Genomic DNA, 19,425 nt, shown 5'->3' with positions numbered 1-19,425 from the left:
CGCAGGGGCACCGCCGCCGTGGTGTCCCCGCGTACGACGTCCGCCTCGGTCAGCCACTCGACCAGTCCGCCGCTGTCGACGTCCGTCACCACCGTCTCGCCGGAGGCCGCCCCCGGTACCGTGCCCGCCGCGAGGTGCGTCGCCACCAACGGGCCCGGCAGCAGGGCCCGGCCGGCCTCCTCGAAGACCAGCACGGTTTCCGGCAACCCCAGCCCCACCCCACCGTCCGCCTCCGGCACCCGCAGCGCGAAGAACCCGGCCGCACCCAGCTCCCGCCACAGCTCACGGTCCAGACCGGGGTCCTCCGCGGCGGCCCGCAGCGTCTCCCCGTCGAAGCGCCGCGCGAGCAGCTCCCGCATCCCGGCGCGCAACGCCTGCTGGTCCTCGGTCAGTTGAAAGCGCACGTCAACGCCCCTTCGGCAGCCCGAGAATCCGCTCGGCCACGATGTTCCGCTGAATCTGCGAGGTCCCGGCCGCGATCGTGTACGACAGCGAGGACAACCGGTCGAGCACCCAGGGCCGGTCGAGATCCAGGCTGTCCGGCCCCAGTACGTCGGCAGCGGCGTCGTACAACTCCTGGCGGGCGTGCGAGTAGCGGAGCTTGAAAACCGAACCTCCCACCCCCGGCACCCCGCCACTCGCCTCGGCCTCGCTCACGTTCCACTGCGTCAGCCGCCACAGCGCACGGAACTCGGCGTTCAGCCGCCCCAGCCGCCGCCTCAGCACTGGATCGTCCCAGCGCCCGTTCTCCCGTGCCGTACGCGCGAGTTCGCCCAGCACCCGCCGGCAGGCGACGACCTCGCCCACGAAGGCCGTGCCGCGCTCGAAGGACAGCGTCACCATGGTCACGCGCCAGCCGTCGTTCTCCTCGCCCACCCGGTTCGCCACCGGGACCCGCACCTCGTCGAGGAACACCTCGGCGAACTCGGCGGACCCGGCGAGCGTGCGCAGCGGGCGCACCACGACACCGGGCGCGGACATGGGCATCGCCAGCCAGGTGATGCCCCGGTGCTTGGGAGCCGCCGGATCCGTCCGCACCAGCAGCTCGCACCAGTCGGCCACCTCGGCGTGCGAGGTCCAGATCTTGGACCCGGTGACCACATAGTCGTCGCCGTCCCTACGCGCGCGCGTGCGCAGCGCCGCGAGGTCGCTCCCGGCGTCCGGTTCGCTGAACCCCTGGCACCAGACCTCCTCGCCCCGCAGGATCGGCGCCAGCCAGCGTTCCCGCTGCTCGGGGCTGCCCTCGGCGGCGATCGTCGGTCCCGCGTGGAGCAGTCCGACGAACCCGGCGCCCACATAGGGCGCGCCTGCGGCCTCCGTCTCCTCCAGGAAGATCAGCCGCGTGGTGGGCGACGCGTCCCAGTGCACGTGCGCGTACCCGGCGTCGTACAGCATGCGCTGCCAGCCGAGGTCGTAGGTCCTGCGCCCGGGCCAGTCCTCCGGGGACGGCTTCGGGGGCAGCGTGGGGAGCGCCTTGGCGAGCCACTCCCGCAGCCGCGCCCGGAACTCCTCCTCTTGCGGCGTGTACGCGAGATCCATGACGGCACTCCATATCTGATAACCCGTCAGATACCGCTCGCACCGGAAGGCTAAGTCCCGCACCCCTGGACCGACAAGGCGTCCCGCCCTACGCTCTGGCCACGATCTGACTGCCCGTCAGTTTCCCAAGGGGGCCGCCGTGACCGACACCGCCCACGCGCTCAGCGCGTCCCGCACCCTCTGGGAGCTGGTCGCCCGCCGCGCCGATCTGACCCCTGACCGCCGGGTCCTCCTCCAGGACGACCGCACGCTCACCTTCGGCGAGCTCCACGCGCGCGGCGAGCGGGTGGCGGCCGGCCTGTACGACATGGGCGTACGCCCCGGCACGGTCGTCGCCTGGCAGCTGCCGACCCGTATCGAGACGGCTCTGCTGTCCTTCGCGCTCGCACGTCTGGGCGCCGTGCAGTCGCCCGTCATCCCCTTCTACCGGGACCGCGAAGTAGCCTTCGCGCTGCGGGAGTCGAAGGCGGAGTTCTTCGCGGTACCGGGCGTCTGGCGCGGCTTCGACCACACGGAGATGGCCCGGCGGCTCGGCGCGAAGGGGATCTTCGAGGCGTACGACGACCTCCCGGACGGCGATCCGGCCGTCCTGCCCGCCCCGCCGGCCGACGGCACCTCCGTCCGGTGGATCTACTGGACCTCGGGAACCACCTCCGACCCCAAGGGCGTTCTCCACACGGACCGTTCGCTGATCGCGGGCGGCTCCTGCCTCGCGCACGCGCTGCGCCTCACGGCGGACGACGTGGGGTCGATGGCCTTCCCGTACGCCCACATCGCGGGCCCGGACTACACCGTGATGCTGCTGCTGTACGGCTTCCCGGCGGTGATGTTCGAGCAGTTCGCCCTGCCGGAGGCGCTGGAGGGTTATCGCCGTCACGGGGTGACGGTGGCGGGCGGTTCGACGGCGTTCTACTCGATGTTCCTCACCGAGCAGCGCAAACAGCCGGGCGAGAAGATCATCCCGTCCCTGCGGCTGCTCGCGGGCGGCGGGGCGCCCAAGCCGCCGGAGGTCTATCACTCCGTCGTACGGGAGCTGGGGGCGCAGCTGACGCACGGGTACGGCATGACCGAGGTGCCGATGATCACCATGGGTGATCCGGACGACACGGTGGAGAACCTGGCGACGACCGAGGGACGGCCGCCGGAGGGGATGTCCGTGCGGATCGTGGAGGGGGAGGTGCGGCTGAAGGGGGAGGCGGTGTGCCAGGGGTATCTCGACCCGTCCCAGACGGCGGAGGCCTTCGACGCGGAGGGCTACCTGCGCACGGGTGACCTCGGACATCTCACGGCCACCGGCCACCTGGTGCTCACCGGACGGCTCAAGGACGTGATCATCCGCAAGGGCGAGAACATCTCGGCGAAGGAGATCGAGGACCTGCTGGCCGCGCATCCGGACGTCGGGGACGTGGCGGTGATCGGGCTGCCGGACGCCGAGCGCGGGGAACGCGTGTGTGCCGTGGTGGAACAGCCCGAGGGGGCCGGGACGTTGACCCTGGACGCCGTGACCGCGTATCTGCGCGCCGAAGGGCTGTCGACCCACAAGCTGCCGGAGCAGGTGGAGGTGGTGGACGCCCTCCCGCGCAACGAGACCCTGCGGAAGGTCCTGAAGTACAAGCTCCGAGAGCGCTATTCGGGCACGGTGAAGTAGCGGGCGAAGGCGGGCACGATCTCGTCCTCGCCGACCTTGCCGTCGCCGTCGGTGTCCAGGGTGGCCGCGGCGGCCCGCGCGATGTCCTCGCTCACCCCGAGGATCCGCAGCACACGCGCGGTGTCCTCGACGGTGGCGCGGCCGTCGCCGTCCTGGTCCGCGACGGCGAGCGCGGCGTGCAGGAAGGGGCGGGCGATCTCGGCGAAGCGTTCCGGGTTGTCGCGCAGCCGCTTGACCGCGCCGTTCACGAACTCGTCCCGGGTGATCCGCTGGTCGCCGTCCCGGTCCGCGATCCCGGCCATGCCCTGCCAGAACGCCTCCGCGCCGATGTACAGCGCCTGTCCCTTGTCGGAGCGTGCCGCGGTACCGAACTCCGTGAGCAGCGCCTTGGCCGCCACGTTGAAGTCCTCGCGGTCGATGTAGCCGTTGCCGTCCTGGTCGAAGGTGACGAACCGGCCGGCGATCCTGCGTTCGTACTCGCTGCTGACCATGTCTCTTCGAGCCGCCTCACATCACATCGGGTGCATCTCGCACGGAGCGTACGACGCGAGCGGCGCCCCCGGGGCCGGAAGTCGGCGCCTGTGCCAAGACCGGGAGAATTTCGGGACAACGGTGTGGCAGTCGGGGTGCCACAGGTCACAGCCGGTCGGGCCCACGGCCGCGCTCAGGCCGACAGTGGGTCCGCCTCCTCGTCGGTCGCCGAGTCCAGGTCCGGGTGGACCTCGAACAGGCGGCGGACACCGAGGGCGCCGAGGACGCGGTTGACGTGGGAGCCGTCGGCGGCGCCCTGGGCCGGGAGGATCAGGCGCAGATCTCCCTGGCAGGAGCGGATCAGACGGCGGGAGGCGATGAGGACGCCGACACCGCTGGAGTCGCAGAAGTACACGTCCGAGAGGTCCAGGACGAGACTGTGGCGCCCCTCGGCCACCACGTCGTGGACGCGCTGGCGGAGCACCGGCGAGGTCACCAGGTCCAGCTCGCCCGTCACGCTGAGCACGGTCCAGTCGCCCTGCTCGTTGCCGGTCACATTGAACGCCACCACCATGCCCTTCGCTCGCGGGAAAGCAAACGGAAGCCTTTCCTACGCTTCCTTGCAGCGCGGCTGCCCAGCGGCCGTTCCCTGAAACAAAGACCGAGAAACGGAAAACGTTCAAAAGAGGCTTGTTTTAGTCGACTTCGATCCTGTTCGATCAGGTCTGATCAGTGAGTGGGCGGGTAGGGGAAGGTCCACTACCACCTGCGGCCCCTCGGGGGGCGTGCATTGGAACAAAGGGGCGTGCGCTGCCGGAGGTGCCGACTACATTCGAGGAGACGGTGGGCGCAGGCTTGACCCGGACACTTGCAGGGGTGAGGGGGCCGCATGGCGAAGAAGGACGCACCGCCCCGCTGGGACCGCAAGATGCAGCAGCGGCTCGCACSCGGTGAGGCGGCCGCCCTCGGCGAGCTCTACGACCGTTTCGCTTCACTCGTGCACGGTCTCGCCCATCGCGTGCTCGGAGACGAGCGCGCCGCCGACGGCATCACCCGGGAGGTCTTCGTCCACGTCTGGGAGCACCCCGAGGCCTACGACCCCAAACAGGGCCCGCTGCGCTCCTGGGTGGCCGGGCTGACCCACCGTCTGGCCGTGCAGCGGCTGCGTGCCACCGAGACCGCCGCGCTCACCCAGGGCACCGAGGGTTCCACCGAGGAACTGGAACGCAAGGTGCGCCACGCCTCGGTCGCCGCCCGCGCCGACTACATCGTCCAGTCCATGCCCACCCCGCTGCGGGCCGCCCTGGAGCTGGCCTACTTCCAGCGCCGTGACTACCGCCAGGCGGCCGCCGACCTCAGCATCACCGAGGACGAGGCCCGCCGTCGCCTCCGCCTGGGCCTCCAGCTCCTGTCCACGGCCCACGACGCCGGAGCGCCTGGTGCGCCGCCGGGATACGGAGGCGCGGCGTGAGCGGAGCAGACGGTTTCGAGGCGCCCGACGAACAGGACGGGTACGGAGCGCGAGAGGGTTCGGCGGACCATGGAATGTGCCCCGAGGGCACGGAGAAAATGAGCGACGCCCCCGACAACGACAACGACACCGACACCGACAGCACCCACGGCCCGGCCACCAACCACGACAACGGCCCGACCGCGACCGAGCACGGCACCGGCGACCCGRMCRGCCCCGGCACGGGAGACATCGGCGATCCGCTCCCCCTGAGCGCASGCGGACCGGGCACCCCCGGCCCCGCCGCAACGGACGGCACCGGCRACCCGGCCCTCCCCGGTATCGGAGGCGCGGGCAGTGCGGGTGACGGCGGGCCCGGCGGCCCCGACGTCGTCGGCGACCCCGTGGGCACCCACTCGCTCGGCGCCGACTCCCCCCGCCCGCCCCGCATACCGCTCCCGCGCGCCTCCGTCGAGGACACCGGCCGGCCGCTGCCCGCGCTGGAGGAGCCGGTCCCCTCCGCTCCCCTCGTCCTGGAGCACCCGGTGCTGAAGGCGCTGCTCGGGGCGTGGGCGCTGGCCGCGTGCTCGGCGGAGGAGACGGCCGCCGTGGAGGACCACCTCGGCGTCTGCGGGGACTGCGCCGACGAGGCACTGCGGCTGCGCGGGGCGGTGGGCCTGTTGCAGCGCCCTGAGAGCCTCGACCTGGACCCCGGTCTGCGCACCCGTGTCCTCGACGGCTGCCTCGACCGGCGCCCGCCGCGCATCCCGATGCCCAAGTGGGCCACGCCGTACGACGCCGAGACCGCCCGCCTCGACGCCCTGCTGCAGGACTTCGGCGACTCCGAGTGGCACGCCCCCGTGCGACTGCGCTGGTTCGACGCCGACGAGGCGACGAGCCGCCGTACGACGGTCGCCGGGGTCATAGCCCACCTGCTGTCGGTCGACGGCCTCGTCGCGGTCGCCCTGGGACTGGACGACCCGATGGGCGAGGTCCCCGCGGACGCGCCCACACCGGCCGGCCGCACCGAGGCGTACTGGCGCGCGTCACACTTCCCGCCGACCCGCTCCGTCCGGACGCCCTGGCGCGAGCAGAGCCACGACCTCGTCCGCACGGTGTCGTTCACCGGCAGCACCTCCGGCAAACTCGAGGTGCCCTACGGCGACTTCGTCCTCCCCCTCCACGACGCGATGCTGGACCGCGCCTTCGAGTGCTGGGTCCATGCGGAGGACATCGCGGAGGCGGTCGACTACCCCTACGAGCCGCCGTCCCCCCGCCACCTCAACCGCATGATCGACCTGGCGGCCCGGGTGTTGCCCGCGGTGCTGGCGGAGCGGCGGCAGAAGGGTCTGGCGTCACCGAGCCACGGACGGCATCTCGTGAGCGCCGGAGGCCCCGGCCGCACTCTGCGTCTGGAGATCGAGGGCCTGGGCGGGGGTGAGTGGCTGATCCCCCTGGACTCCCCCGCGGCGGTGGGTTCGGCGGAGCACGAGGTGGCTCATGTGGCGCTGGACGGCGTGGAGTTCTGCCGGCTGGCCGCGGGCCATGTGCCTCCGGCGGAAGCGGCGGCGGGTCAGCTGGGTGATCGTGAGGCGATCAGGGACGTACTGTTCGCGGCGGCGAGCTTGAGCCGGATGTAGGGGCGGGCGGGGGATCGTCGGCGGCTGCTGGTGGTTCGTGGTTGCTCGCGCCCGCGCGGCGGAGCCGCAAATAGATACAGCCCCGCGCCCCTGAAGGCACGTCCAGCCGACTTCTTTCAGGGGCGCGGGGAACTGCGCGACCAGCCCCCACCGCCCCGCAGCCGCCACGAAACCGCAGCCCCCGAGCTCCTAGGCGAACACGACCGTCCGTCGCCCGTTCAGCAGAATCCTGCGCTCGGCATGCCACTTGACCGCCCGCGCCAGCGCCTGGCACTCCACGTCCCGCCCGATCGCCACGAGCTGGTCCGGCGTCACGCCATGCCCCACCCGCTCGACCTCCTGCTCGATGATCGGCCCCTCGTCGAGGTCCGCGGTCACATAGTGCGCAGTCGCCCCGATCAGCTTGACCCCCCGCGCATGAGCCTGGTGATACGGCTTCGCACCCTTGAAGCTCGGCAGGAACGAGTGGTGGATGTTGATGATCTTGCCGCTGAGCTGCTTGCACAGATCGTCGGAGAGCACCTGCATGTACCGGGCGAGCACGACGAGCTCGACGTCCTGCTCGCGCACCAGCTCCAGCAGCCGCGCCTCCGCTTCGGCCTTGTTCTCCCGCGTCACCGGAATGTGGTGGAAGGGAATGTTGTACGACCCCACGAGCTCGGCGAAGTCGGTGTGATTGGACACCACCGCGGCGATCTCCACCGGCAGCGCACCTATACGCGCGCGGAAGAGCAGGTCGTTCAGGCAGTGCCCGAACCTGCTGACCATCAGCACGACCCGCATCCGGTCCTCGACCCGGTTGATCTGCCAGTCCATACCGAAGGAGTCACCGATCGCGGCGAACGACGCCCGCAGCTTGTCCACCGTCACCGGCGCCTCCCCCGAGAAGTGGACGCGCATGAAGAACAGACCCGTGTCGTGGTCGCCGAACTGCTGGCTGTCCTCGATGTTGCAGCCGGTCATGAAGAGGTAGCTCGACACGGCGTGCACGATGCCCTGCTTGTCGGGGCAGGACAGGGTCAGGACGTACTGGTCGGCGGGGGCGGACTGCTCGTTCATGCAGGACAGGGTCGCATATCCACCGGTGCGGCAGACATCGCGTCCGTCACGCGGACCGGGTCATGATCTGCAGCACCTCGAGCGTGCGCGGCGGCCCGTCCGGGTCCTCCCCGTCGGCCGTCGCCATGCGCACATGCGCGTCCCGCGCCGCCCGCACCGCGTCCGGCCACCCCGGGTTCTCCATGTACACGGAGACGGGGGCGTCGGGGCCGACCTGGTGCATGATCCGCAGCACCCGCAGCACGGCGGTGTCGACGAGGGCCGCCTCCTGGGAGTCCCGGAAGATCGTGCCCACGTATTTCTCGGCGGACCAGTTGTCCAGCCAGGTGTCCTCGACGAGGCGGTACACGGCGTCGGTGACGTCCCCGTACCCCTCGACGCCGGCCAGCCAGACGTTCTGCTGGAACCCTGGGTCGGAGAGCATGTGCAGCGCGGAGCGCACATTGCTGCGCCAGCGCCACCACGGCATGTCGTTCAGTGGCATGCCGCCCATGGTGGACGAGCGACGGCCGCGACGGGAAGAGTTCTCCGAACCTTGCACGGTCACCGATCGTACGTTCTTCCCCCATACGTGCCGCACAGGCCCCCGCTGTTCACCTTTACGTCACTCTTCATCTACCGAGGGTCACTCCCGAGTTGGCGATGTGGCGAAAGCGTGTGTGTCCATGACCGGCAGGCGACGCATCCGCAGCACCTTCCTCCCCGAGCACCACCGGCCCGTCAGAGCCACCGCCCTCGCGGCGGGGGCACTGGTGGCGTGTGCTTCCCTCGCCGCCGGTTGCGGGGTCGTCCCCGGTACCACGGGGGGTTCCGGGGACGGCCCGATCAAGGTGATGACCTGGGCCCCGTCGGACACCAACGCGACCAACAAGCCCGGCATGCCCGCCTTCGCCCAGGCGTACGCCCGCTGGATCAACTCCAGGGGCGGCATCAACGGCCGTAAGCTCACCGTCCTTACCTGCAACGACCACAACGACGGTGTCTCCGCGGCGAAGTGCGCCCGGCGCGCGGTCAAGGAGAACGTCGTCGCGGTCGTCGGCTCCTACAGCCAGTACGCCGACTCCTTCTTCCCGCCCCTCGAGGGCGCCGGCATCCCCTACATCGGCGGCTACGGCGTCACCAACGCCGAGTTCACCAGTCCGCTGTCCTACCCCGTCAACGGCGGGCAGCCCACCCTGCTGGCCGGCCTCGGCAAGGCGCTCGCCACGGCCTGCGGCAACGTCACCCTCGTACGGCCCGACACCATCGCGGGCGACGAGCTGCCCGTGCTGCTGGACTCCGGGCTGACCACCGGTGGACACCGGGCCGCGGGCGACGTGCGGGCGGCGGACGACGCCAGCGAGTACTCGGCGCAGTCCACGAAGGCGCTCGACGGCTCGACGGCCGGCGCCCCGGCTTCCGGCTCGAAGCAGGGGTGTGTGGTGCCCGCGCTCGGCGACCGCACCAGCACCTTCATGGACTCCTTCCGGCGCGCCCGCGAGGAGTATCCGCAGGTGCGCACGGCCATGGCGATGGGCAGCGTCGACCAGACGGTGATCGACGCGTCCGGCGGGGCGTCGGGGCCCTACGAGGGGTCGTACATCACCGGCTGGTACCCCGTGGAGAGCGATGCCCGCTGGGCCGGGATGAAGAAGGTCATCAACAAGGAGGCCTTCGGCGACAACCGCATCGACTCGGCGGACGCGGGCGTGCAGACCACCTGGATCGCCTACACGGTGCTCACGAAGGCCGTCGAGTCGCTCGGCAGCGGCGAGGTGTCCGCCGGCAGCATCCGCGCCGCCCTCAACAACGGCCTCAAGATCCCGACGGGCGGTCTGACGCCGACTCTCCAGTGGACAACCCGAGACACCTGGAGCTCCGCCGACGACCTCGCCTCGGTCGGCTTCCCGCGCATGGTCAACGCCCATGTGACGCTCCAAGTGGTGCGACAGGGCCAGCTGGTGGCGGCGCGCAAGGGCTTCACCGACGTGACGAGGACACTCCAGAACGCGGACGTGAACTGACCCGCGGGGGGCGCCGGGACGCCCCCCGCGGACCGCTCACAGCTGGGTCGCCGTGCGCTCGGTCAGGCTGTACTTCCTGGCGATCGCGTTCCACAGCCGGGCCGCCTCGGCCTTCTCGGTACTCGCGGTGCCGCTGTCCCGGTTTCCGGCCTGGGTCTGGCCCGTGGTGCGGGCCTGGCCCTTCTTGCAGCCCTTCTTGCCGGCGGCCTGGTCGGCCCAGGCCGCGTAGTGGTTGTCGGCGGACGCGGACGCCTGCCAGGCCTTGGTGAGGGCGTTGGTCAGCTCGGCGTGGCTCGGCAACCGGTCGACGGGGAGCGCCTTGAGCCGGGTCACCAGGCCGGTGCGCTGGGCCGCCGCGTCACGCAGGTCCTTGGCCGCCTGGCCGAGGTTCTTGCAGGACTTCACGTTCGCCACCGCGCTGATCACCGACGAACGGCTGTTGCCGCTGTCGGCGAGCAGCTTGTCCAGCTCGGCGGCCTGCGCCTTCGCGGGGTCGGCGGACGGAGAGGCGGAGCCGTCGGTCGCGGGGGCCGTCGCCGACACGGTCTGGTTCTTGTCGCCCCCGTCGCCGCCCCCGCCCCCGGCGAGCAGCGCGCCCGCGCCGATGCCGAGCACGACGATCCCGATGCCCACGGCCGCGATGACCGGCACCCGCGACCGCTTGCGGCCACCTCGGTCGCCGTCGTCGTAGACGTCACCGCCCGGCGGTCCGTAGGGCGGCTGGGCGCCGTACGACGGCTGCTGGGCCCCATAGGCGGGCGGTACGGCCTCGGGCTGGGCGAACCGCGGCATCTGCTGCGTGGACGCGGCCCCGCCGTCACCGCCCGGCCCACCCCGGAAGAGGTTGTCGAACTCGGAGGGCGGCTGCCGTTCGCCGCCGTAGGGCGCGCCGGGGGCCTGCCCGGGCACGGGCGCGATGAACTGCGTGGCCTCGGCGTCGGGTCCGCTCGGCGCGCCGGGCGGGAACGGCCCGGCGCCGGGGGCCGTGTTCTGCGGGGGCTGCGCGCCGTACGGAGCCTGCGGGTGCTGCCTCGGGTAGTGCGCCGCCTCGGCGGACACCTCGGGCGGGAGCGCGCCGGGGCGGACGGGCGGGAGGTACTGGGTGGCTCCCTCGTGGGCGGCGGGGGCGGCCGCGACCGGCGGGATGAACTGTGTGGCGCCCTCGTCGGCCGGAGGCAGGGGCGCGGAGCCGGGTATGCCCGGGCCCGACGGGAGCGGCCGGCCCACGGGCGGGAGGTAGTAGGAGGTCGGCTCGTTGGAGTCGTAGCCCGGCGCGGGCTGCTGCGGCGCACCGGTCCCGGGGGCCTCGTAGGGCGCCACCTGGCCCTGCTGCGGGGGCAGCGGCTGGGACTGGGGCTGTGGGGCGGGCTGACCGACGGGCGGCAGGTAGTACGAGGTCGGTTCGTCGGTGTCGTACCCCGGCGCGGGCTGCGGCTGGGACTGGGTCGGTATACCGCCGGGCGGCTGCGGTATGCCGCCGGGCGGCTGGGGCGTGCCCCAGGTCTGGGTCTGCGGCTGCGACCAGTCCTGGGCCTGCGGCTGGTCCTGGCTCTGCTGGGCCTGGCCCTCCTGCCCGCCGGGACCCCACGGGGTGCCCCACGCCTGACCGCCGGGCGGCTGGCCGTAGGACGGGGCGCCGGAACCCTGGCCGTACGCCGCGTCGGGCGCCGGGCCGGACGGGCCCTGCTGCGGGGCGCCGCCATAACCGCCCTGCTGCGGGGGGCCGTATCCGGGCTGCGGACCGCCTTGCCCACCGGTCTGTCCCGGCAGCAGGGGTTCCCCGCCGTCGGAGGGCAGCACGATGCCTTCGCGCGCTTCGCGCGCCGAGGGCTGCTCGCCCTGTCCACTCTGCGTCACCGGGACTCCTACTGATGCGGGAACTTCGGAATCGTCGGCTCACGCTACCGGGTCCTCCGAGCCCGGTGCCACGTAGCACAGGACGTGACCTGCGTCCCTGTGACCGCCGTAACAAATCCCGGGAGATCACATGACGGTTCCGGGCCCGCATTCGCTGTATACGTCCTCCTTTACGCGGCCGCCTGAAGGTCGAGGCGGGCCCCGAACTCCCTGACGACGGACTCGTCCCGGAACGGCTCCAGGCGCTGCTGGAAGTCGTCGAGGTACTCCGCGCCCCGGTTGGAGCGCACGGTCTCCAGCAACTCGACCGCTTTCAGGCCGGTGTTGCAGGCCTGTTCGATCTCGCGCTGCTGCACCTGCGCGGAGGCGAGCAGGACCAGACCGATCGCCCGCCGGCGCGCCTTGTTCTCGGGAAGCCCGTCCAGGGACTCCTGCGCGCACCGCGCCGCCGCCTCGGCCTGGCCGAGGTCACGGTGGCAGTGGGCCAACTCGTCGGCCAGGTAGGCCTCGTCGAAGTGCGCGATCCAGACCGGGTCGTCGCCGGAGGAGGGGTCCGCCGCCTCCAGCGCGTGCACGGCCCTACCGGACGCCATCTGGGTGGCCCGCGCGTCGCCCATGAGTGCGTGCCCGCGGGCCTCCGCCGCGTAGAACATCGCCTCCGCGCGCGGTGTCACCCGGCCCCGCGCGCCCTCCTGCGCCGCCCTCGCCAACTGGGCGATCTCGCGCGGGTTCCCGAGCTGCGCGGCGAGGTGGCTCATGGACGCGGCGAGCACATAGCCGCCGTATCCGCGGTCACCCGCCGCCTGCGCGAGCCGCAGCGCCTGGATGTAGTACCGCTGGGCCAGGCCCGGTTGCCCGGTGTCGATCGCCATGTACCCGGCGAGCTCGGTCAACCGAGCGACGGCGGCGAACAGTTCACGCCCGATCGCCTCCCGGTACGACCCCGCGAGCAGCCCCGAGACCACGCTGTTGAGGTAGTGCACGACGACCGGGCGCACATGCCCGCTGCCGTACTGGTGGTCGAGGTCGACGAGCGCCTGGGTCATCGCGCGCACGGCCGCCACGTCGGACTGCCCCACGCGCGGGCCCGCCTGGCGCGCCACCTGGGAGTCGGGCGACGAGATCAGCCAGTCGCGGCTCGGCTCCACCAGCGCGGACGCGGCGACCGAGGAGCCGGACAGGAAGTCCCGGCGGCCCACGTCACTGCGCCACAGCTCACACACCTGCTCGATGGCGCCCAGTACCGTCGGCGAGAACTGGAGCCCGACGCCGGAGGCGAGGTTCTTGCCGTTGGCCATGCCGATCTCGTCGATCGTGACCGTCCGGCCGAGCTTGCGCCCGAGGGCCTCCGCGATGATCGCGGGCGCCCTGCCCCGCGGCTGCTGTCCGCGCAGCCAGCGGGCCACGGACGTCTTGTCGTAGCGCAGGTCGAGGCCGTGCTCGGCGCCGCACATGTTGACGCGGCGGGCGAGCCCGGCGTTCGAGCACCCCGCCTCCTGGATGAGCGCCTGCAGCCGTTCGTTCGGCTGCCGCGCGACGAGAGGCCTTGCGGCCATTGGCGTACCCCCTGTGGCTGCGGTGCCTGCCCACGCACCGAGTTGACGTGTCTTCCACCGGATCGGTCCGTCGGATCCCTTCGAACCCACCGAAAAGATCCGGCCGTGAAGATCAATGCCCCACCGTGACGCCTAAAATGCGAGGCATGCGAGGATTGCCGGGGTAAAGGCAGAAGCCTGCCCCCCTCGTGGTTACCCAGCCCACGCCCCGGTTCCTCTCGCGCGCCCCCACACATGCATCCATGCGCCCCAGATGCCCGATCAATGCTCCTCCCCCGCGCGCGCAGGTCCCGGCGCCGGACCGGCTTCCTCCGCCCGAAGAGCGTGCCTCGCCGGTGGCGACGGGTGTCCCCCCGCGCGCGAGCGCGGCCGAGCGTGAGGAAACGCGCGCCGGCATCACCGGGCAGAAGTCCGTCCCACGCCGGGGCCCGGCCGTAACCCGAGGTGGGCGCGGGAGTTGTGCTGAGCGTGGAAGAGACGATCGCGGGCACCGAAGCCGCTCAGATTCCGAAGCAGCGCGGGGAATCGCTGCTGGAGACAGCCGTTCGATACGCCGAGGAGCGCCACTGGGACGTCTTTCCCGGCACCTGGCTGGAAGCCGTCGACGGGGTGCAGCGGTGCTCCTGCGGTGACGCCGCGTGCGCCGTGCCCGGGGCGCACCCCGCCCGGGAGGACTGGGCGACGCAGGCCACCGGCAGTGTGACGGTCGCGCGCCGGATGTGGCAGAGGCAGCCGACGGCGTCGATTCTGCTGCCGACCGGCCGGACGTTCGACGCGATCTCGGTTCCGGAGACGGCGGGCTTTCTGGCGCTGGCCCGCATGGAGCGGATGGAGTCGACTCTGGGGCCCGTGACGTTGACGCCCGATCGCCGGATGCAATTCTTCGTGCTGCCGGGGGCGTCGGTGAAGGTGCCGGAGCTGGTGCGCAAGCTTGGCTGGACGCCCTCGTCGCTCGATCTGATCGCGCTGGGGGAAGGGTCGTATGTCGCGGGTCCCCCCACTCGGTACGGGTCGTCCGGCGCCGTTCAGTGGGCCTGCCGTCCGACGCCCGCGAACCGCTGGCTTCCCGATGCCGAGGAGTTGATCTCCCCGCTTGCCTACGCGTGCGGTCGGGATCGTTGACGTGCGCCCGTAAGGTTGGCGTTCATGACGTCGGCTGTGAGTGTGCGCGGGCTCTGGAAGCGGTTCGGACAGCAGGTCGCTGTGGCGGGGATCGACCTGGAGCTTCCCGCCGGGAAGTTCATCGGGCTCGTCGGACCCAACGGAGCCGGGAAGACCACCACTCTCTCCATGGTCACCGGACTGCTCCGCCCCGATCAGGGCTCCGTCGAGATCGTCGGGCAGGACGTGTGGCGGGACCCGGTGAACGTCAAGGCGCGGATCGGGGTCCTGCCCGAGGGACTGCGGCTGTTCGAGCGGCTGTCGGGTCGTGAACTGCTCGCCTACTCCGGCCGGTTGCGGGGGCTGCCCGGGGCCGAGGTCGACCGGCGGGCCGCTCAGCTGCTCGACGTACTCGATCTGGCGGGGGCCCAGCACAAACTGGTCGTCGACTACTCGACCGGCATGCGGAAGAAGATCGGGCTCGCGGCTGCCCTGCTCCACAACCCCGAAGTGCTCTTTCTGGACGAGCCGTTCGAGGGCGTCGACCCCGTCTCCGCGCAGACCATCCGGGGCGTCCTTGAGCGGTACACGGCCTCCGGCGCCACCGTCGTGTTCTCCTCGCACGTGATGGAGCTCGTGGAGTCCCTGTGCGACTGGGTGGCCGTCATGGCCGCCGGGCGCATCCGCGCCCACGGGCCGCTCGACGAGGTGCGCGGCGACGCGCCCTCCCTGCAACGGGCCTTCCTCGAACTGGTCGGCGCACAGGGGCACAACACCGGCGCGAACCTCGACTGGCTGGGCGGCGGAGCCCGATGACGGGAGACATCACCCCGGTCGTCGTACGGCTGAAGCTGTCGCTGCTCAGGAACGGCCTGCGGCAGTCCGGCGGGCGGCGGGCCGCCTACATCGCCTCGGCGATCGCCGTACTCCTCTTCTCCGTCCTTCAGCTGCTCGGCCTCATCGCCCTGCGCGGCAACGAGCACGCCGCCTCCGTCGTCGTCCCACTGGTCGCCGTGCTGGCGGCCGGCTGGGCCGTGATGCCGCTGTTCTTCCCCGGCGGCGACGAGACCCTCGACCCCACCCGCCTGGTCATGCTGCCGCTGCGGCCCCGGCCCCTCGTACGGGCGCTGCTGGTGGCCTCGCTGGTCGGAATCGGGCCGGTGTTCACCCTGTGCATGCTCGTCGGGTCCGTCGTCTCGGTCGCGCACGGTGCGCCGGCGTACGTCGTCTCCGTGATCGGTGTCGCGCTCGCGCTGCTGGTCTGCCTGGCCCTCGCGCGGGCCGTCGCCGTGGCCAACATCCGGCTGCTGACCAGCCGCAAGGGCCGCGATCTGGCGGTGCTGAGCGGACTGGTCATCGCGATCGGCGCGCAGGTCGTGAACTTCGGCGCGCAGCGGCTCGGTTCCGGTGGGCTGGGACAGCTGGACGGGCCTGCGGAGGTGCTGAAGTGGATCCCGCCCGCCTCGGCGATCGGGGCGGTCGACTCGGCGAGCGAGGGGTCGTACGGGACCGCCGTCCTCCAACTCGCCCTGACTGCGGGCGCGTTGACCGGCCTGCTCGCCCTCTGGTCCCGCCATCTGACCCGGTTGATGACCTCCCCCGACGGCTCCACCCTCCCCTCCTCCCAAGGGGCCACCCGGGAGCGGAACTCGACGGGGCTCGCCCGGCTGCTGCCGTCCGGCCGCACCGGCACCGTCATGGAACGCAGCCTGCGCTATGTGTGGCGCGACCCCAAGACCAAGGCCGCGTGGGTGACTTCGCTGGCCATCGGGCTGATCGTGCCGGTGTTCAACGCGGTGCAGGGCACGGGGTCCATCTATTTCGCGTGCTTCGCCGCGGGAATGCTCGGCGTGCAGATGTACAACCAGTTCGGGCAGGACACCTCCGCGTTCTGGATGGTCGCGATGACCATCTCCTCGACGCGGGACGCCTACGTCGAACTGCGGGGACGGGCGCTGGCCTTGCTGGTGATCACATTGCCGTACGCCACCCTCGTCACGGTACTGACCACCGCGCTGATCGACGACTGGCCGAAGCTGCCCGAGGTGCTCGGCGTGTCCTTCGCGCTGCTCGGGGCGATGCTGGCGACCGGCGCGTGGACGTCGGCGCGCTTTCCCTACTCGATTCCGCAGGAGGGCTACAAGAACGTGGCCCCGGGCCAGTCCGGTCTCGCCGCGGCCGCCGTCGTCGGCGGAATGGTCTCCGCCGCCCTGCTGTGCGCTCCCGTGATCGCCCTGACGATCTGGGCCAACCTCAGCGCGGACGGCGACGAGTGGAGCTGGGTACTGCTGCCGATCGGCGCGGTGTACGGCACCGCGATCACACTGGCGGGACTACGGCTGGCGGCCCCGCGCACGGCACGCCGGCTGCCGGAGATCCTGGTGGCGGTCAGCAAGGGCTGACGGATCGGCCGGGTGGCCCGGGCCGATGTCGGACCTGCTGTCTAGAGTGCACCCTGCGACTCCTGTGAGGTGTGGACCGGGAAGGTCGCGCCAGAGGGTCAGGGGATCAGGGGCAAGGGGGCTTATTCATGAACGGTGTTCGAAGATCCGTCGGGACGGGGCTGTGCGGGGCGGTACTGATCGCGTCCGTGCTGCTCGCCCCTTCAGCAGGGGCGACTCCCTCGGCCGGGGCGGCTCGGGCGACGGCCGACACGGGGACGGTCCGCGCTCAACCGGGCGTTGCGGGCGTCGAGTTGGGCAACGGCGACCGCGTGGACCTGGTCGGCGGCCGGAACCTCCACATCACCGCGGCGGACCGCGCGGAGCGGACCCTTTACTCGGTCGCGTCGCTCGACGGCCGGGTCTCCGTGCGACCGAGCGCCGAGCGCGCGGCGGACCGGGCACCGGCGAGCCTCACGGTGCAGCCGACCGCGACCACCACCGCTTCCGCGGCCGCGTCGACGTACTCCGTCAAGCTGGCGATCACGCACGCGAGCGTGGCGGGCAAGCTGTTCTACGTCTGGAACCGCAAGACCTGGACGTCGTACCCGGTCAACAGCGACGCGTACGGGCCCACGTCAAGCGTCAAGCTGCCGCCGGGCGACTACTTCGCGGTGGCACTGCACTCCGACTGGCTCCAGCCGAGCTATCTGCTCGCCCAGTCCTTCACAGTCGGCTCGGCCGCCAGGACGGTGAACTTCGACCAGCGAGCCGCCAAGGAAACCGGCATCCGCACCGACGACACCACCGCCACCCGGCAGTCCGCGGCCGTCTGGCTGAGCGTGCCCGGCGGTGACCTGGCGGGCTTCGCCGGCTCCGACGACGCCAAGGTGTACGTCACGCCGTTCACCATGCCGGGCGTCTCGCTGCGCATCCACGACGTCCTGGCGAAGAAGGGCTCCTCGGCGAACGTCCCGAGCCCCTACCGCTACGACCTCACCCACAGCTTCACCACCACCGTGCCGACCTCGCCGGTCAAGCAGGTCACCCGGGCATCCCTGGCCAGGACGGTCACCCAGGTCCATGCCCCGGGCACCCGGACCACCGCCTTCCTCCAGAGCGTCCCGGACTTCGGCGAGTGGACCGGCGTCTACATCGGTGCCGCGGTGCCGGCGGCCGGTCCGGTCACCGAGTACGTCACCCCGGGCGTCGAGTACGGCCGGCTCCTGGACTACGGCACCTTCGACCAGTACCTCGACCTGGCCGCCCGCACCCTGCCCGCGGGCACCAGTGCGGGCGAGACGCTGGGCGCGGCCCCGCTCCAGCCCGTGCTCGGCGAGTTCACCGCCTCGCAGCTCTACAACCGCAGGTTCTACCTGGACGAGGGAAGCGCATTCGGTGACGCCGACGGCCACGAGGGAACCGACGGCCGCGCGCGGTCCTCGTACCGGGTGACGGGCGAGGACGGCGTCGTCTACGCCGACGGTTCCGGTATCGACGCGTACCACTCGCTGAGCTCCTCGGCGCTGCCGGCGCGGGAGCAGTCGTACACCCTGCAGCAGACCGTGCACCGCCGGGTGCCGTACGCGCGGCTCGCCACGGACGTGCGCAACACGTGGACGTTCCGCTCCAGCAGCACCTCCGCGGGTGTCGCCGGGCCTGCGCTCCCGCTCATCGACGCCCAGGTGAAGGTCCTGGGCCTCGACGCCTCGGGTCGGGCCGCCGCCGGAACCGTACGCGTCTCCGCGACCGCGACCACCCGCAACGCCGACGCGGCCACCGCGAACACCCGCGTCACGGGCCTGTCCGCCTCCACCGACGACGGCACGACCTGGACCGACCTGCCCCTCGCGGCGGACGGTTCGGCGCCGTATGCCGTCCCGGCCGGCGCCGCTTACGTCACCCTGCGCGTCACCGCCGTCGACGACCGGGGCGGCAGCCTCGACCGCACCCTCGTGCGGGCCTTCGCCGGCCCCGCCCGGCAGGGCGACGAGACGGTCGGCTCGACCCGGATCTCCAACGTCGTCGTCAACGGCGGCAAGCCGGTCCGACTCCACGACCAGCCGCTCCAGGAGTTCACGGCGAAGTTCACCGCCACCGACCCGTCCGGCATCGCCAGCGGCGACATGTACCTGTACAAGGGGTCGTACGACGCCCCGAGCGCGGTCCTCTACGGCAGCTGGCCCGCGTCCTGCACCAAGGTCGACGCGACGACGGCGACCTGCACGGCCCAGTTCGCCTACATCCAGCCCCGCTGGAACTTCGGGCGCAACGCCCTCGCCGGCACCTGGAACGTGGCCGCCTGGGCCGAGTCCGCCGACGGCGGCGGGTACACCGACCGGCACGCGGTGAAGTCGGTGCCGGTGCTGCGGGACGCGGCCCTCACGGTCAACGCCTCCCCTGAGCCCGTCGCCAAGAACAAGACGCTCACCGTCACCGGGAAGCTCTCCCGTGCCGACTGGGAGGCCCTCGGCGGCTTCCACGGGTACGTGGGCCAGAAGGTCCAACTGCAGTTCCGCAAGAAGGGCGCGACCACGTACACGACCGTGAAGACGGTCACGACGAACAGCACCGGAAACCTGAAGACCACGGTCAAGGCCACCACCGACGGCTACTGGCGCTACAGCTTCGCGGGCAGCACCACGACCGCGACCGCCACGGCCGGCGGCGACTACGTCGACGTGCGCTGATCCTTCCGGCCCCCGGCGGACATGGTCCGT

At 71.7% G+C, this 19,425-nt stretch carries 15 protein-coding genes and 1 pseudogene; 8 read left to right on the top strand and 8 right to left on the bottom strand.

All coding sequences use genetic code 11. The features are described 5' to 3' along the window. Positions 1-140 precede the first annotated feature (140 nt). Both BFN33_RS55720 and BFN33_RS43855 read right to left on the bottom strand, forming a co-directional pair. Positions 141-404, bottom strand: a pseudogene (locus BFN33_RS55720) (acyl-CoA dehydrogenase family protein); the annotation flags it as partial. Position 405: 1 nt separating this feature from the next. Continuing rightward, the gene (locus BFN33_RS43855; protein WP_069765815.1) at positions 406-1,539 is read right to left on the bottom strand and encodes an acyl-CoA dehydrogenase family protein; all 1,134 of its coding nucleotides are present in this window, start codon (positions 1,537-1,539) and stop codon (positions 406-408) included. Positions 1,540-1,678: 139 nt separating this feature from the next. Between BFN33_RS43855 and BFN33_RS43850 the strand changes: the two genes are divergently transcribed. Beyond that, positions 1,679-3,187 (top strand): class I adenylate-forming enzyme family protein, encoded by a 1,509-nt coding sequence (locus BFN33_RS43850; RefSeq protein ID WP_069765814.1) that lies wholly within the window; start codon positions 1,679-1,681, stop codon positions 3,185-3,187. On the opposite strand, the gene BFN33_RS43845 is transcribed toward BFN33_RS43850, so the two are convergent. Both BFN33_RS43845 and BFN33_RS43840 read right to left on the bottom strand, forming a co-directional pair. Further along, a complete protein-coding gene (locus BFN33_RS43845) occupies positions 3,166-3,678 on the bottom strand; it encodes an EF-hand domain-containing protein (protein ID WP_069765813.1) in 513 nt (170 codons plus the stop codon). The genes BFN33_RS43850 and BFN33_RS43845 overlap by 22 nt on opposite strands. A 173-nt stretch (positions 3,679-3,851) precedes the next feature. Continuing rightward, a complete protein-coding gene (locus tag BFN33_RS43840) occupies positions 3,852-4,232 on the bottom strand; it encodes an STAS domain-containing protein (protein WP_069765812.1) in 381 nt (126 codons plus the stop codon). A gap of 315 nt (positions 4,233-4,547) precedes the next feature. Between BFN33_RS43840 and BFN33_RS43835 the strand changes: the two genes are divergently transcribed. After that, a complete protein-coding gene (locus tag BFN33_RS43835) occupies positions 4,548-5,129 on the top strand; it encodes a sigma-70 family RNA polymerase sigma factor (RefSeq protein ID WP_069765811.1) in 582 nt (193 codons plus the stop codon). A gap of 74 nt (positions 5,130-5,203) precedes the next feature. After that, complete coding sequence (locus tag BFN33_RS43830; protein ID WP_370743379.1) at positions 5,204-6,748, top strand: zf-HC2 domain-containing protein; 1,545 nt, start codon at positions 5,204-5,206, stop codon at positions 6,746-6,748. A 189-nt stretch (positions 6,749-6,937) separates the two neighbouring features. On the opposite strand, the gene purU is transcribed toward BFN33_RS43830, so the two are convergent. Together purU and BFN33_RS43820 are read right to left on the bottom strand one after the other, a co-directional pair. After that, positions 6,938-7,807 carry a formyltetrahydrofolate deformylase gene (gene purU, locus BFN33_RS43825; RefSeq protein ID WP_069765810.1) on the bottom strand — a complete coding sequence of 290 codons (870 nt, stop codon included), beginning with the start codon at positions 7,805-7,807 and terminating at the stop codon, positions 6,938-6,940. A 46-nt stretch (positions 7,808-7,853) separates the two neighbouring features. Continuing rightward, a complete protein-coding gene (locus BFN33_RS43820) occupies positions 7,854-8,354 on the bottom strand; it encodes a hypothetical protein (protein ID WP_079072335.1) in 501 nt (166 codons plus the stop codon). Between the two features lie 118 nt (positions 8,355-8,472). On the opposite strand from BFN33_RS43820, the gene BFN33_RS43815 reads away from it, so the two are divergent. Then, entirely contained in the window at positions 8,473-9,810 is a 1,338-nt protein-coding gene (locus BFN33_RS43815) for an ABC transporter substrate-binding protein (protein ID WP_069765809.1), read from the top strand. A 36-nt stretch (positions 9,811-9,846) separates the two neighbouring features. On the opposite strand, the gene BFN33_RS43810 is transcribed toward BFN33_RS43815, so the two are convergent. Continuing rightward, complete coding sequence (locus BFN33_RS43810) at positions 9,847-11,667, bottom strand: hypothetical protein (protein ID WP_069765808.1); 1,821 nt, start codon at positions 11,665-11,667, stop codon at positions 9,847-9,849. Between the two features lie 170 nt (positions 11,668-11,837). Then, positions 11,838-13,223, bottom strand: coding sequence for a transcriptional regulator (locus BFN33_RS43805; protein WP_069765807.1), 1,386 nt, complete (start codon positions 13,221-13,223; stop codon positions 11,838-11,840). Positions 13,224-13,682: 459 nt separating this feature from the next. On the opposite strand from BFN33_RS43805, the gene BFN33_RS43800 reads away from it, so the two are divergent. From BFN33_RS43800 to BFN33_RS54940, 4 genes are all read left to right on the top strand, one after another. Continuing rightward, on the top strand, positions 13,683-14,345 hold the full coding sequence (locus BFN33_RS43800) for a bifunctional DNA primase/polymerase (protein ID WP_088245512.1): 663 nt from the start codon (positions 13,683-13,685) through the stop codon (positions 14,343-14,345). A gap of 24 nt (positions 14,346-14,369) precedes the next feature. After that, positions 14,370-15,140 carry an ABC transporter ATP-binding protein gene (locus tag BFN33_RS43795; protein WP_069765806.1) on the top strand — a complete coding sequence of 257 codons (771 nt, stop codon included), beginning with the start codon at positions 14,370-14,372 and terminating at the stop codon, positions 15,138-15,140. Beyond that, a complete protein-coding gene (locus BFN33_RS43790) occupies positions 15,137-16,726 on the top strand; it encodes a transporter (RefSeq protein ID WP_069765805.1) in 1,590 nt (529 codons plus the stop codon). The genes BFN33_RS43795 and BFN33_RS43790 overlap by 4 nt, the downstream gene beginning before the upstream one ends. Before the next feature lie 128 nt (positions 16,727-16,854). Further along, positions 16,855-19,395: a hypothetical protein gene (locus BFN33_RS54940; protein ID WP_256123034.1), complete on the top strand. Its 2,541-nt coding sequence runs from the start codon at positions 16,855-16,857 to the stop codon at positions 19,393-19,395. Positions 19,396-19,425 lie beyond the last annotated feature (30 nt).

Origin of the sequence: Streptomyces sp. LUP47B (genome assembly GCF_001746295.1) — a bacterium.
Taxonomy (GTDB): Bacteria; Actinomycetota; Actinomycetes; order Streptomycetales; family Streptomycetaceae; genus Streptomyces.
The sequence above is the reverse complement of the archived record's forward strand: the minus strand, read 5'-3'. Positions and strand labels throughout refer to the sequence as shown.

Excerpts from the sequence above, each read along its gene's own strand:
- BFN33_RS43845 (WP_069765813.1), bottom strand. The coding sequence starts at position 3,678 with ATGGTCAGCAGCGAGTACGAACGCAGGATCGCCGGCCGGTTCGTCACC.
- BFN33_RS43795 (WP_069765806.1), top strand. The coding sequence starts at position 14,370 with ATGACGTCGGCTGTGAGTGTGCGCGGGCTCTGGAAGCGGTTCGGACAG.
- BFN33_RS43790 (WP_069765805.1), top strand. The coding sequence starts at position 15,137 with ATGACGGGAGACATCACCCCGGTCGTCGTACGGCTGAAGCTGTCGCTG.
- BFN33_RS43855 (WP_069765815.1), bottom strand. The coding sequence starts at position 1,539 with ATGGATCTCGCGTACACGCCGCAAGAGGAGGAGTTCCGGGCGCGGCTG.
- BFN33_RS54940 (WP_256123034.1), top strand. The coding sequence starts at position 16,855 with ATGAACGGTGTTCGAAGATCCGTCGGGACGGGGCTGTGCGGGGCGGTA.
- BFN33_RS43805 (WP_069765807.1), bottom strand. The coding sequence starts at position 13,223 with ATGGCCGCAAGGCCTCTCGTCGCGCGGCAGCCGAACGAACGGCTGCAG.
- purU (WP_069765810.1), bottom strand. The coding sequence starts at position 7,807 with ATGAACGAGCAGTCCGCCCCCGCCGACCAGTACGTCCTGACCCTGTCC.
- BFN33_RS43815 (WP_069765809.1), top strand. The coding sequence starts at position 8,473 with ATGACCGGCAGGCGACGCATCCGCAGCACCTTCCTCCCCGAGCACCAC.
- BFN33_RS43840 (WP_069765812.1), bottom strand. The coding sequence starts at position 4,232 with ATGGTGGTGGCGTTCAATGTGACCGGCAACGAGCAGGGCGACTGGACC.